At 41.5% G+C, this 13,732-nt stretch carries 10 protein-coding genes; 6 read left to right on the forward strand and 4 right to left on the reverse strand.

Features of this window, described 5'->3' with window-relative positions:
* Nucleotides 1-47: 47 nt before the first annotated feature.
* From recQ to G9Q97_RS23505, 4 genes are read left to right on the forward strand one after another with little or no spacing between them, the layout of a single operon-like run.
* On the forward strand, nt 48-2,225 hold the full coding sequence (recQ, locus tag G9Q97_RS23490; RefSeq protein WP_166151524.1) for a DNA helicase RecQ: 2,178 nt from the start codon (nt 48-50) through the stop codon (nt 2,223-2,225).
* Between the two features lie 14 nt (nt 2,226-2,239).
* Nucleotides 2,240-3,535, forward strand: coding sequence for a phosphoribosylamine--glycine ligase (gene purD, locus G9Q97_RS23495; protein WP_166151526.1), 1,296 nt, complete (start codon nt 2,240-2,242; stop codon nt 3,533-3,535).
* A 46-nt stretch (nt 3,536-3,581) separates the two neighbouring features.
* Nucleotides 3,582-4,952 carry a PSP1 domain-containing protein gene (locus G9Q97_RS23500; RefSeq protein ID WP_166151528.1) on the forward strand — a complete coding sequence of 457 codons (1,371 nt, stop codon included), beginning with the start codon at nt 3,582-3,584 and terminating at the stop codon, nt 4,950-4,952.
* Nucleotides 4,942-5,418 carry a gliding motility lipoprotein GldH gene (locus G9Q97_RS23505; RefSeq protein WP_166151530.1) on the forward strand — a complete coding sequence of 159 codons (477 nt, stop codon included), beginning with the start codon at nt 4,942-4,944 and terminating at the stop codon, nt 5,416-5,418. The genes G9Q97_RS23500 and G9Q97_RS23505 overlap by 11 nt, the downstream gene beginning before the upstream one ends.
* Nucleotides 5,419-5,487: 69 nt before the next feature.
* On the opposite strand, the gene G9Q97_RS23510 is transcribed toward G9Q97_RS23505, so the two are convergent.
* A complete protein-coding gene (locus tag G9Q97_RS23510; protein ID WP_166151532.1) occupies nt 5,488-9,474 on the reverse strand; it encodes an AAA domain-containing protein in 3,987 nt (1,328 codons plus the stop codon).
* A 6-nt stretch (nt 9,475-9,480) separates the two neighbouring features.
* Nucleotides 9,481-10,293, reverse strand: coding sequence for an SDR family oxidoreductase (locus tag G9Q97_RS23515; RefSeq protein ID WP_166151534.1), 813 nt, complete (start codon nt 10,291-10,293; stop codon nt 9,481-9,483).
* 88 nt (nt 10,294-10,381) lie between these two features.
* Between G9Q97_RS23515 and rlmD the strand changes: the two genes are divergently transcribed.
* Both rlmD and G9Q97_RS23525 read left to right on the forward strand, forming a co-directional pair.
* Nucleotides 10,382-11,791, forward strand: a complete 1,410-nt coding sequence (gene rlmD / locus G9Q97_RS23520) for a 23S rRNA (uracil(1939)-C(5))-methyltransferase RlmD (protein ID WP_166151536.1) — start codon at nt 10,382-10,384, stop codon at nt 11,789-11,791.
* On the forward strand, nt 11,791-12,168 hold the full coding sequence (locus G9Q97_RS23525) for a hypothetical protein (RefSeq protein WP_166151588.1): 378 nt from the start codon (nt 11,791-11,793) through the stop codon (nt 12,166-12,168). The genes rlmD and G9Q97_RS23525 overlap by 1 nt, the downstream gene beginning before the upstream one ends.
* 34 nt (nt 12,169-12,202) lie before the next feature.
* On the opposite strand, the gene thiL is transcribed toward G9Q97_RS23525, so the two are convergent.
* Nucleotides 12,203-13,234: a thiamine-phosphate kinase gene (gene thiL / locus G9Q97_RS23530; RefSeq protein ID WP_166151538.1), complete on the reverse strand. Its 1,032-nt coding sequence runs from the start codon at nt 13,232-13,234 to the stop codon at nt 12,203-12,205.
* Nucleotides 13,227-13,637: a methylmalonyl-CoA epimerase gene (gene mce / locus G9Q97_RS23535; protein WP_166151540.1), complete on the reverse strand. Its 411-nt coding sequence runs from the start codon at nt 13,635-13,637 to the stop codon at nt 13,227-13,229. Before mce ends, thiL begins: the two co-directional genes overlap by 8 nt.
* Nucleotides 13,638-13,732: the final 95 nt, after the last annotated feature.

Below are 13,732 nucleotides of genomic sequence, written 5' to 3' on the forward strand. Positions count from 1 at the left end.
TAAACTTTAATGATTGACTGAGAGCAACTCATTAAACTATTTATATAGTGGATAACGCAGTAAAAGATAATCTGAAAAATATTTTTGGTTTCAATCAGTTCAGAGGAAACCAACAATTCATAGTAGAAAATATACTTAAGGGGAAAAACACTTTTGTTATAATGCCTACAGGGGCAGGGAAATCCCTTTGCTACCAATTGCCAGCCGTTTCAAAAAAGGGGACTGCTATCGTCATTTCTCCTTTAATTGCGCTGATGAAAAATCAGGTGGACCAACTGAACAGTTTTGGCATTAATGCCCATTTCCTTAATTCCACCCTGAGCAAATCCGAATCGAACAGGGTAAAGGGTGAAGTAACGGCCGGTCTTACCAAATTGCTATATGTGGCTCCCGAGTCGTTGACCAAAGATGAAAACGTCCAGTTTTTAAAAAACTCGGATATTAGCTTTGTTGCCATTGATGAGGCCCATTGTATTTCGGAGTGGGGTCATGATTTCAGGCCAGAGTACCGAAAGATAAAATCAATTATTGCCCAGATCGGGGACAAGCTCCCGGTCATCGCACTTACAGCTACAGCCACGCCAAAGGTTCAGCAAGACATACAGCGAAACCTTCAAATGGAGGAAGCTGACCTTTTCAAGTCTTCATTTAATCGGACCAATCTTTATTATGAGGTCAGACCGAAAATGAAGAATGACACCAAAAAGGAAATCATCAAATACATTAAGTCACAAAAAGGCAAATCGGGGATCATCTATTGTCTGAGCAGGAAAAAAGTGACAGAAATAGCCGACCTTTTAAAGGTGAACGGGATCAATGCCGCCCCGTATCATGCCGGACTTGATGGTCACGTCAGGATAAAAAATCAGGATGACTTCCTCAACGAAGAAGTAGATGTCATCGTGGCCACCATCGCTTTTGGAATGGGCATAGACAAGCCAGATGTAAGGTATGTCATCCATTATGATGTACCCAAGTCCCTCGAAGGCTATTACCAGGAAACCGGTAGGGCCGGAAGAGATGGCCTTGAAGGTCACTGTCTAATGTTTTACCGGTATGAAGATATTGTAAAACTGGAAAAGTTCAATAAAGACAAGCCTGTCAATGAACGCGAAAACGCCAAAGTCCTGCTCCAGGAAATGGCAGCCTATGCTGAAAGTTCAGTTTGCAGGAGAAGGTTTTTGCTTCATTATTTCGGGGAAAACCTGGGAAAAGATTGTGGCTTTTGTGACAACTGTAAAAAGTCAAAAGAAACCTTTGATGGTCAGGATGACATCATTACTGTAATCAAAGCTGTAAAGGAAACCAATCAAAGGTTTAGTATGGATCATATCGTAAGTATGATTCGGGGAGAAAAAGACGATTACATAGAGAGCTATGACCATGATAAACTCTCCACTTTTGGCCTGGGTAAGGACAAAGATACGATCCATTGGAAAACAGTAATTAGACAAACCATGATTTATGGTTTGCTTGATAAAGACATAGAAAATTACGGTGTCCTTTTGCTATCAGATAAAAGTGAAGCTTATTTAAAGGAACCTTACCCTATTAAGATCAGTAAAAATCATAATTTTGAGGAAATGGCTGAAAACATATCTTCTGAAGAGCTGAACAATGTGGGCAAAGCTTATGATGAAAAGCTTTATGAATTGCTGAAAGCGGAACGAAAAAAAGTAGCAAAAGTCAAAAACCTCCCTCCTTATGTCGTCTTTCAGGATCCGTCACTGGAGGAAATGGCTACCGTTTATCCTACCTCAAAGGAAGAACTGGCCCAAATCAATGGGGTAGGAATAGGAAAAGTAACCAAATTTGGTGCTAGCTTCCTGAAATTGATTGAGAAATATGTAGATGAGAATGAAATTATCACAGCGTCAGATGTGGTAGTAAAAACCGCCGGAACGCGGTCCAAAGTTAAGATCACCATCATTCAGCAAATAGACCGAAAAATTGACCTTGACGAAATTGCAAATAACCTGAATATCAGCATGAGCGAATTGCTTCATGAAATAGAGCAGATTATCTACAGTGGGACAAAATTAAACATCAATTATTACATCCAAAACATCATGGATGATGAAAGAGAGGATATTCTCCATGATTATTTCATGACGGCCGATACTGACAAAATCCGGGAAGCCATGGCGGAATTAGAGGAAGATGATTTTTCTGAGGAGGAAGTAAGGGTTTACCGGATAAAATTTATTTCAGATCACGCCAACTAAAAGAAATACTACAAATGAACATATTGCTTATTGGAAGCGGTGGCAGGGAACACGCCTTTGCCTGGAAAATAAAACAGAGTACACATTGTGAAAAATTATGGATTGCTCCTGGCAATGCCGGAACTCAGGCCCTTGGGGAAAATATAGACCTATCCGCCAATGACTTCGAAGGAATTAAGCATTTTTGCATTACAAATGACATCCATTTACTCGTAGTTGGACCAGAAGAGCCATTGGTAAAGGGTTTAAGAGATTTTTTGGCCCTGGACCCTAAAACTGCCTCCCTTCCCATCGTGGGGCCAGGTAAGGCAGGTGCACAGCTCGAAGGTAGTAAGGATTTTTCGAAGGCATTTATGAACCAATATGGGATCCCTACCGCTTCCCATGCCACGTTCACACAGGCATCTTTACAGGAGGGTATTGCTTATTTAAAAACGCAAAAATTGCCGATTGTCCTTAAAGCGGATGGCCTGGCGGCTGGCAAGGGTGTTTTGATTTGTAACAGCCATGAAGAAGCTGAAAAAAGCTTCAAAGACATGCTGGTAGGACAGAAATTTGGGGAAGCCTCAACAAAAGTGGTAATAGAAACTTTCCTTAAAGGAATAGAGCTTTCCGTATTTGTAGCCACAGATGGAGAAAGCTATAAAATTCTTCCTGAAGCAAAAGATTACAAGAGAATCGGTGAAATGGATACCGGACCAAACACCGGGGGTATGGGAGCCATTAGCCCGGTTCCATTCGCAGATCAGGCTTTTATGGAAAAAGTCGAAGAAAAAGTTATTAAGCCTACCGTTCTCGGGTTAAAAAATTCAGGAATAGATTTCAGGGGTTTTCTTTTTATAGGTCTTATGAATATGGATGGGGAGCCCTTTGTCATCGAATACAATGTCAGAATGGGAGATCCGGAAACCCAGGCTGTGTTACCTAGAATTGAAAGCGACTTTGTATCCCTGTTGAGTGCCATTGCTGATAAGAAATTGAGAGATTATAATTTAAAAACCACTGCCACCAAAACAGCAACAGTGGTAATGGTAGCCGGAGGATATCCGGAAGTCTATGAGACGGGCAAGGTCATATCAGGCCTGGAAAAAGATACGCTCAAACAAGCCATCACCTTTCATGCGGGCACCAAAACAAGGCATCCGGAAGCCATCGTTACCAATGGTGGAAGAGTACTAGGAATTACCGGGTTAGGAAATACAATCGAGGATGCGATTAAGCATGCCTACGAAAGAGTAAATCAGATCAATTGGGAGAAAGTAAATTACAGGAAAGATATCGGTCAGGATATTCTTCATTTAAGTGATTGAAAACCCATTTTCACGAGGAGGCAACTCCCTTAAATATAGATGAATTATGTCAGGATGTACAAACTGTAGCACCGGAACGACAGCTGTAGGCGGCTGTCAAAATAACGGCAGTTGCGGTACCAGCGATTGTAATAAAATGAATGCCTTTGATTGGTTATCCCATATGGGCATACCCGAAATAGATAAATTTGACATTGCAGAAATTAAATTTAAAGGAGGAAGAAAAGATTATTTCAGAAATTCGGGCCTTTTGCCACTCACTACCGGAGACCCGGTGGTGGTGGATGTACCCAACGGGCACCACATTGGTTACGTGTCCCTGCAAGGTGAGTTGGTAAGACTTCAGATGCAGAAAAGAAAAATCAAAAACGATGACAATATTCTTAGCATTTACCGGGTAGCGACCCAAAAAGACCTTGATAAATGGCAGGAAGCCAAAAACCGGGAAATCCCTACCATATACAGGAGCAAACAAATCATTGAGGAACTCAAACTGGGAATGAAACTATCGGATGTGGAATATCAGGCAGATAATTCAAAAGCCACTTTTTATTATTCCGCTGATGACAGGGTTGATTTCAGGGAATTGATCAAGATTTTGGCTTCAGAGTTTAAAATAAGGGTTGAAATGAGGCAAATTAGCCTCAGGCAGGAAGCGGGCCGGTTGGGAGGCATTGGTGTTTGTGGCAGGGAGCTCTGTTGCTCCACCTGGATCCACGATTTTAAAAGTGTCACTACTTCAGCAGCAAGATATCAGAACCTTTCCCTGAATCCGAGTAAATTGTCCGGCCAATGCGGTCGGTTGAAATGCTGCCTGAATTTCGAACTGGATAGTTACCTGAGTGCATTGGAAGATATTCCCAATGTTGAGAAGCCACTGCTAACGGAAGCGGGACCCGCCAAGCTCCAAAAAACAGATATTTTCAGAAGACTCATGTGGTTCAGTTACAATGATGACAACAACTGGCACTCCATAGATTGTGACAGGGTCAAATTGATCCTTGAACAAAACGAAAAAGGAATCACTCCTTTCAACCTAAAGCAGGACAAGGCATTTGAGGGAGAGTTTGACCAAAGCAAAAACAACCAGGACCTGGAGCTATTGGACAAGAAATTTGCTCAATCCAAAAGGAAAAAGAAGCGAAAACCCAAATCAAGAAAACCCAACATGACCTCAGGTGAAGCTGGAACAGCCAGACCTGATCAGCAAGAAAAAAGGGGCAGAAATCAAAAAAGCAATCGCAACCATAAAAGAGGAAATAAAAATCAAAAGGATAATCCATCCCAAATCCAGGCCGATAATGGGTCGCAAGGACCAAAAAGTAAAAATGATGGTCATCCGAATAAAAGGCGTAGGCCCAACCGAAACCGGAATCCAAAGAACAATCCAAACCAGGGGAAGTCTGATGATAACTAAATGCCTGTCCCCCATTTTATACTTTCTCGGCATGCTTTTTTTGCTTTCCGGCTGTAATGGAGACAGGTTGTACGAATCCTTTGAAGACTTTCCAAACCAAAGTTGGCTGGTATCGGATACAGTTTCATTTTCGCTGGATTCACTACCTCCCGCTGTTTCAAAAATGCTATCTGTAGGCATCAGGTACAACGACAGCTACGAATACCATAACCTGTACCTCCGTTACTTACTCAGGGACAGCCTGAATAATGTAATGTTGGATTCACTGGTCAACCTGCAACTGTTTGATTCCAAATCAGGTCAACCTCTGGGATCAGGATTTGGCAACAGAAGGACACTTTATGATACTTTACCTGCAAATCAACTTGCAACACCAGCAAGGGTGGAGTTCATCCAATACATGAGAAAAGACACCTTGACTGGCATTGAATCGGTAGGCTTGAAAATATCGGAGATTAGGGATTAAAACTGCAACATGCATTTTTTTCAGGGTAAAGGAATAAGAGCCAGACAGCTAGTATTGTGTGCCATGTTTTTATGCCTTATTAAAATTTCCTTGCGCTATTTTGGTTTGCAGCAAATCTTCCCTATCTAACCAATATTGCCTGCTAAACAAAAACACAATGTTCCAATTTCTGGAAGTCAATAGCTGAGGATGATAAACAAATGCCTCTTTTGCGGTTTTTGCAGCAAAAAACCTTTGGTCATCCGTAAGTATTGCCGCCACGGCTTTTCCGTTTTCTTTAACTTCCAGATCCATCACTTTAACGTATGGGTTTTCTTCCACTTCATGATTTCCATAAGTCCCTACAAGTCTGTTTTTTAATGACCATTGGTTGCCATAACCTTTCACATCTAGGCTGGCCTTTTCAGGAATTTCACCTTCTTGAATTTTAGCAGCATAGGCTAAATATTCACTTAACAATCTGGTTCCTGGATTATTCAAGTGTTTATCCTTGAAATCGCTTGCTTTAAGACTGGTGATTAGAATATTTTCCTTTCTGGCTCTGGTTACCGCAACATTCAAACGATTCTCCCCCCCTTTTCTGGATAATAGCCCAAAATTGGCTGTAAACCTTCCTTCCGGATTTTTGGCGTATCCTACGGAAAAGATAACCCTGTCAAATTCATCCCCTTGTACATTTTCTATGTTTTTTACTTTGATATTTTTATCCATTCTCAGATGTTCATCTTCCTCTAAAAGGGTTATGATCAGAATCATCTGGTAATAATTGAAAGTAATGACACCCAGGGAATCCAAAGGATATTTGGCTCTTAGTTTAACCAATTGTGACAAAGCCTCCTTCGCTTCAATAAGGTTGGTCTGGTTTTCCCAGATCCCATCAGTTGAAATTAATTTGACACCCTGCTCATTGCTATTCAATACCTTCCTGTCGGGCAGCATGTAAAGCCTGTCCTCATAGAAGTGTTTGTTGGAAAAATGAATCAGCGGCAGGGTCGCACTTCTATAGTGAGTGCTGAGGTGAAAAGTGGGGAAAAATTTGCTTACCATATCCAATAAGGCATCAATTTCCAGCTCCATACCATCATCCTCAGATTGAATTCTGGTTTGGTAAAGATCGTATGGCTGAAGCTGCTGACTGTCACCAGCAACAACCACTTGTTTTCCCCGCATCATCATGGGCAATCCCCTTTCAAAATAACATTGGCTGGCTTCATCAAAAATCACCAAATCGAAATCCTGCTCAAGAGGAAAAAGGGCTGATGCAGTCTCCGGTGACGCCAACCAACAGGGTACCAATCTGAATATTTCATCTTTGTAATAAGCAATCAACTTTTTCACAGACCAGATCTGCTTCTTTTTACCTACCTGATGGGCCAGCTCCCGGTAAGTAATAAGATTGTTCAGGCGATTGTATTCTAATTGTTGACAAACCCCCTCCCGAAGCCGCATCTCCACAATAAAGCGGGCAGTCTTCAACTTTTCCTCAACAGAGAATTCAAAATCAGCGATATAACTTTTGATTTGAGGTCCATAGATTTCTTTCAAAATCGGGTATTTTGCCTCTAAATGCCCTATCCAACTTATCTTCAAACTGGATAAAAATATTTGTTTGAGGCTGGCAAAATCCCTTTCAGGAAATGCGTCAATAATTTTTTCAACCACCTTTTTCTCGACCTCGTTCATCTGGTTTCTTAACCGGTCAAACCTAATCAACTCATCTACATCCCGGGCAATATTTTGATTCACTTCCTGCAGCTTTTCTTCATCAGGTGAACTAAGCAAATGTTTAATCTGAATCACACTGAGGTATTTCCTCCAATTTCCAAAATGGTCTTCTACCCAATCATTGATTACGGTAATACCCTCTAATAGTGTTTGAAAATGTTGGTAGGAAAATTGAGGTTTGTAAAAATACGAGGCCAAAACACCCAAATCATGCATGATAAATCGTGCTTTTAAAGCTTTTACCAGGACGCCGGCCATTTGATTAAAAGAATGGATAGTAAATGGTTTTTCAGGCAACTCTACCCAGGTCTTTTGGGCCAAGAGTGTATATTGGTGATTAAGGTTCATTCTGTTTTCCAACCTTTGAATCAATATCCTGATATCTTCCTTACTTTTTTTCAATCCATTTTGCTCCAGAAGCGAAATTACAGTTCCATATTTCTTGGCATCCAGGCTGACCGCCATCTTTCCGTACCATGATTCGAGTTTTTTGGAAGCCTGAACGGCTTTTTTCAGGACTCCTTCCACTTCTTCATCTCCAATTTCCCATTCTACTCCCTCCTCCCCAAACAATTTACGCACCATTTCTACTTTACTCTCCAGCCAAAGGTGGTCCAGTGATGCTGGATCATGTGGCATAAAAACCTTGAATTTCTCGTATATTTCCGGGCTGTTGATACTTTGCATTAATGCTTCAATCTTTTCCTTTTGTTGAAAAGATTGATAAATCAGTCCATATTCAAAGGTATCGGCCAACATGCTATCCAGGTCTTTCTTGGCTGTAAGTTTTACCGAAGATAATTCTTGAAAAGTGGCCTCTACACCTTTAAAAGCTTCGGGACCAAACACCGAAAAATCTACTCTATGGAGCCAAAACGAGGAAGAAACCTGAAATTTATTAAAGAAAAACTGATATTGTTCAAAATTATTAAGAAAAACATCCAGGTCATCCAACCTGAAAGCCCGGTAATATTGGGTCATGTCTACTCCTTCATCAGCAGAATCTGATGTAAGGTAGAGTTCCTTCGCCGGAACGCCGCAATCTACTACATCAAAAAGCGCCTCTTTATATTCCTCAAAAAAATCCGTATGCTTTTCAATATTCCTGCACATTTGACCGAAAGTCCGCTCAAGTTGGATAGCATCCAGAGAATTATTGAGGCTTTGATAATTTTCAAGGGAGCTGATTTGGTGATCGATTTTCTTGTACAGTTCTTTTCTATCTCCCCTGTAATCATGAACCAGGGCGGAAAAATTTGCCATACCCTGAGCAGACAAACGCTGATAAACCACATCCAGAGCTGCTCTTTTTTGAGATACGACCAACACTTTTTTACCTCTTGAAGTAAAATCTGCAACCAAATTGCAAATCAATTGGGATTTTCCTGTACCCGGAGGCCCTTGCACTACACAGGATTGCCCTGATTTTACATGTTTGATCACCTCTTCCTGACTTGCGTCCATCGGAAAGGTATTGTATAGATTGCTTTCAAGGCTTAGTTGGCTGGTTGTAGTAACATTTCCAAAACTATCAGAAAACAATTCCTCCAGATTTTGCTGAGTTGATTGCCGGATCAGTTGCTCATAATCATCCATCAGGAAAGAGTTTTTTTGAGAAAACTGACCCAGAATGGCATAAGGCTGAAGCCGAAGCAGCCCTGTTTCTGAATATTTTTGAAAATCATCTTTATTCAGATCGGGAAAAAACTCTAGTTTATCCTGGTAAATTTCCCTGTTAAAATTAAGTTCAACCTGATTTTTTAAATAGTGATACAAGTCGGTACGAAAACCCATGGGTTCCTTACTGAAATCTTCCATCGAAAGCTCCAGCCATTCTTTATCAAATGGTCTTCCCAAAGCCTGGCTATAGGCAAGCAGAAAAGATGGGTTTAGAAAAGGAAGCTCACCCAGGCTTTTTCTCAGGTACCAGGTTTTATCTTCAAGTACAAGCTCCACCGGAAAAAAAATCAAGGGACAACGGATCAACTGTTCATTCAGTAATCTACCCTCTACAAAAGGCCAACCCACAAACAAACTTTTTTCCCCTGTTTCTTCAATGGCAAAGCGCACATGGTGAAGCAGGCGTTTTAGCCTGGTGGATAGCTGATTGACGTTCTTATCCCGGGAGTCGAGCTCCTGAATTAGTGGAATATTTCTTTTTCTTCCCAGCAATTCATTGATGTAAAAAAAAGAAGGATGATTGTTCAAAAAATGAAAATCCTTGAGATCAATCATTTGGCTTTGAATGATTTTCGGAAGAAAAATAGATCGATTGTTGGAAGAAAGATCCACCAAGCGGTTTAAATAAACCTTAAAAATATCTTTTAGCATGAAACTTTACTTAAAGGGTGAATCTTTTTCCTTGGCCATGTGGTTGTACACCACTTGATCCATTAATCCGGGTACCCATTTATTCAAAAATGAAGCCAGTTTACCTTCACGGGTAAGGACCAGATCTCTCTTCCTTCTGCGAAGGGCTTTTAAAATGGCAGCTGCCACCTCCTCCGATGTCATCATTTTATCTTCATCTCTGGGGGATTCTTTTTGTGTACTTCCATCTCCCAGCAAAGCATTGTTTCGGATATTGGATGCGGTAAAGCCCGGGCATACCACCAAAACATGAACCCCTAATTTCATCAACTCCGTCCTAAGTGATTCAAAAAAACCATTCATGGCAAATTTACTGGCGGTATAGGCGGTTCTGGCAGGTGTGCCCCTGAACCCATTGATGGAAGACACGCCTATTATCGCCCCTTTGTTTTTTACAATATCATTCATACAATATTTGGTGGCATATACGGTACCCCAAAAGTTGATGTCCATGACCCGGTGAAAGACTTTCAAATCCAAATCACTGAACAATGCCCGCATACTGACACCCGCATTGTTGATCAAAATATCAATACTTCCAAATTTTTCCCTTACATCCTCTGCCATCTTTTCATTTTGGACAGGATCCGCAGCATCACAAATTCCCCCGGCACATTTGATACCCTCTTTTTGAAGCATCAGCAGCGTTTCATCCAATTTTACCTGACTCCTACCTGTAATCCAAATTCTGGCCCCTGCTTTACCAAAAATTTTGGCACAGGCAGCACCAATGCCGGAGGTGGCCCCCGTAATGATTACAACTTTGTCTTTTAAATCCATATGTATTTTTTTTCAAGGTATGCAAAAACCTGAAACCATTCAGGACAAATTTAATCCCTTTGACCGAAAATGATTAATTTTGCAACCTATGTCAAGAAAAATGAAGAATAAGGTCCTTCAAAGGCTGAAAATAGAAAGAATAGCCAGTGAGGGAAAATGCGTGGGCCATCATGATGGAAAAGTTGTTTTCGTAAGCAATGTGGCTCCCGGAGATCTTGTAGATGTAAGGGTGACCAAAGGGAGGAGCAGTTTTATGGAAGCAGAGGCCATCAAAATTCATGAATATTCGGACAACAGAGTAAGCCCCTTTTGCGAACATTTTGGCACATGCGGAGGCTGCAAATGGCAACATATCTCTTATGAGCTCCAAATGACCTACAAAAGGCAGCAGGTTGTGGATCAATTCCAAAGAATTGCCAAAGTCCCTCTTCCGGAAGTCATGCCCATTATCGGTGCCAAAGATACCCGTTATTACAGAAATAAACTTGATTTCACCTTTTCCAATAACCGCTGGCTTACCCGGGAAGAAATCGATTCCGGCGAAAATTTTGAAAGAAATGCCCTGGGTTTTCATGTCCCAAAAAGATTTGATAAAATAGTGGATATAAACCATTGTTACCTTCAAGGCGGCATTTCCAATGAAGTCAGAAATGAATTGAGAACTTTTGCTTTAAAAGAAAACCTGACTTTTTACGATATCATCAACCAAACCGGCTTGCTCCGAAACCTCATCATCAGGAGCACCTTAGATGGACAGACCATGGTGATTGTACAATTTGGGGAAGATGACCCGGCTGGGATAGACAAAACCATGGGCTTTCTGAAGGAACGTTTTCCCGAAATCACCTCTCTGTTATATATTGTGAACCTAAAAAAGAATGAAACCTTTCTGGACCTGGACGTCCATACTTATGCCGGGAAAGATTTCATAGAAGAAAGCATGGAAGGGCTCAAGTTTAAAATCAGACCTAAATCCTTCTACCAAACCAATTCTCTTCAAGCCTACCGCTTGTATCAGGTGGCACGGGAATTTGCGGGGTTGACGGGAAATGAAACGGTTTACGATCTTTATACCGGAACAGGCACCATCGCTAACTTCGTTGCCGCCAATGCCAAACAGGTAATTGGCATAGAATACGTAAGCCCGGCCATTGAGGATGCCAGAGAAAATGCCCTGCACAATCAGCTTTCAAACACCCTGTTTTATGCCGGCGATATGAAAGATGTATTGACTGAAGATTTTGTAAGCCAGCACCAAAGGCCAGATGTGGTCATTACCGATCCCCCAAGGGCAGGAATGCATGAAGACGTGATTCAAATGCTGCTGAAATTATCAGCTCCGAAAATCGTATATGTCAGTTGCAATCCGGCAACCCAAGCCAGGGATGTGGCCTTGCTTTCGGAAAAATACCAGGTGAATCGCATACAGCCTGTGGATATGTTTCCACAGACTTACCATGTAGAAAATGTAGTTTTATTAGATTTGAAAGAGCAATGATGATCAGTAACGAAAATGACCCGGAATTAAACGGAAAATACCTGGGGACTATCAGCAGCGACTTTATTAAAATTTGTGAAAACCTCAAAGAAGCTTCTTACCAGGTTAGAAAAAGAGGGTTTTCAGAATTCCCCATTTTTCCAATCAGCAAGACAGAGCAACCCATAGGACAGCTTTTCTTAAGCAAAGCCGAGAAGCCTATCGATTGGAATTATTATATCACTTACCTCGATGAGTTTATACAGAGAAAACTCATTCTGGAAGAGACATTGGAAGAGTTCAAGGCTACTTACAAGGATCCTGATGAGTTTTGCTGCCTGTTTGTGGTGGATGAAACGTTCACCAATTTCCTTTATATCCCCTACCCAAATGAATGATAGATTGGGTTTTGCCTTTGATTATCCTTTCCTGTTAAAAATGCTGCCAGCCCTGGGCATTGAGGGGAACGGCGGCTCCGCTTTTGGTGATCAACACCTTGCCATCCTTCTGTGCTGTCACATGACCAATAAAATGGATGTCCGGATGTTTCTCCAATAAACCAAAATCCTTTTGGTCAATGGTGAAGAGCAATTCATAATCCTCTCCCCCATTCAAAACACAGGTGATTGGATCCATGTTGAATTCAAGGGCAGTATCGTAGGTCTGCTTGTCTATAGGCAGTTTGTCTTCATATATGGCCACCCCTACCCCGGATGCCCTGGAAATGTGAAAAAGCTCTGAAGCCAAACCATCTGAAATGTCCATCATACTGGTAGGCACCAGGTGTAAATCCCTGAACTCATGAATGATGTCCATTCGGGCATCAGGTCTCAGCTGCCTGCCGGTAATGTAGGAGTATTTTTCCAACTGAGGCTGCATTTTGTGATCAGAGAGGAAAACCTGCTTTTCCCTTTCCAAAACCTGGAGGCCCATAAAAGCCCCGCCCAGATCCCCTGTTGCACAAATGATATCATTTACTTTAGCTCCTGACCTGTAACTGATTTCCTCCTTTCTCGCCTCTCCGATTGCCGTTACTCCAATGATTAACCCAGACCTTGATGCTGTGGTGTCTCCTCCTACTAAATCGAGGTTATAATGTATAGCGGCCAGGTTGATTCCCTCATATAATTCCTCCACCGCCTCAAGGGAAAACCTGTTGGATAGACCCAGGCTTATTGTCACCTGCGTGGGAACGGCATTCATGGCGGCCACGTCGCTGACATTTACCGCAACCGCTTTAAAACCCAGGTGTTTTAGTGGCGTATAGGACAAATCAAAATGAACTCCTTCCAGCAGCATATCAGTAGTCACCACCCGCAGCAAGTCTGTTGGCGCAAGTACCGCCGCATCGTCACCTATTCCCTTTAAAGAGCTGGCATGTTTCAATTGGACATTTTCGCTTATTTTATCAATAAGCCCAAATTCACCCAGGGTTCCTATCTCTGTTCTTTTATCCTTATCCATAAGCATTTTTGTCCTGACACAATTCCACCAATACTCCATTGGTGGATTTTGGATGCAAAAATACGATTAATTTATTATCTGCCCCATCCTTTGCTGCTTCATTCAAAAAAGTAAAGCCTTCAGCTTTTAATCTTTTTACCTCTTCCCTGATATTCTCTACAGCAAAAGCCAGGTGATGAATACCTTCCTTTTGCTGCCTTAAAAACCGGGCAATGGGACTTTCTTCATCAGTAGCTTGCAAAAGCTCCACCTTCAGGTCCCCTGACTGAAAAAAGGACACCTTGACTTTTTCCCCTTCAACAATTTCTTGTTTATAAGCTGCCCTGCCCAGTAATTTTTCAAAGACCTGATTAGAGGCATCCAAATCATTTACTGCTATGCCGATATGTTCTATTTTCATCATGATTTTATTATCTTTGTTTGTTGAGCAAATAAAGATAATGGAATTAATTTTCAACCTTGTTGGTTTAAAAAGTATTCAGCAAGCCATAAATTTAA

This window comes from Cyclobacterium plantarum (assembly GCF_011290685.1).
GTDB classification, from domain to species: Bacteria; Bacteroidota; Bacteroidia; order Cytophagales; family Cyclobacteriaceae; genus Cyclobacterium; species Cyclobacterium plantarum.

Coding starts and splice junctions, on each gene's coding strand:
- purD (WP_166151526.1), top strand. CDS start 2,240: ATGAACATATTGCTTATTGGAAGCGGTGGCAGGGAACACGCCTTTGCC.
- G9Q97_RS23500 (WP_166151528.1), top strand. CDS start 3,582: ATGTCAGGATGTACAAACTGTAGCACCGGAACGACAGCTGTAGGCGGC.
- G9Q97_RS23505 (WP_166151530.1), top strand. CDS start 4,942: ATGATAACTAAATGCCTGTCCCCCATTTTATACTTTCTCGGCATGCTT.
- G9Q97_RS23510 (WP_166151532.1), bottom strand. CDS start 9,474: ATGCTAAAAGATATTTTTAAGGTTTATTTAAACCGCTTGGTGGATCTT.
- G9Q97_RS23515 (WP_166151534.1), bottom strand. CDS start 10,293: ATGGATTTAAAAGACAAAGTTGTAATCATTACGGGGGCCACCTCCGGC.
- rlmD (WP_166151536.1), top strand. CDS start 10,382: ATGTCAAGAAAAATGAAGAATAAGGTCCTTCAAAGGCTGAAAATAGAA.
- G9Q97_RS23525 (WP_166151588.1), top strand. CDS start 11,791: ATGATCAGTAACGAAAATGACCCGGAATTAAACGGAAAATACCTGGGG.
- thiL (WP_166151538.1), bottom strand. CDS start 13,234: ATGGATAAGGATAAAAGAACAGAGATAGGAACCCTGGGTGAATTTGGG.
- mce (WP_166151540.1), bottom strand. CDS start 13,637: ATGATGAAAATAGAACATATCGGCATAGCAGTAAATGATTTGGATGCC.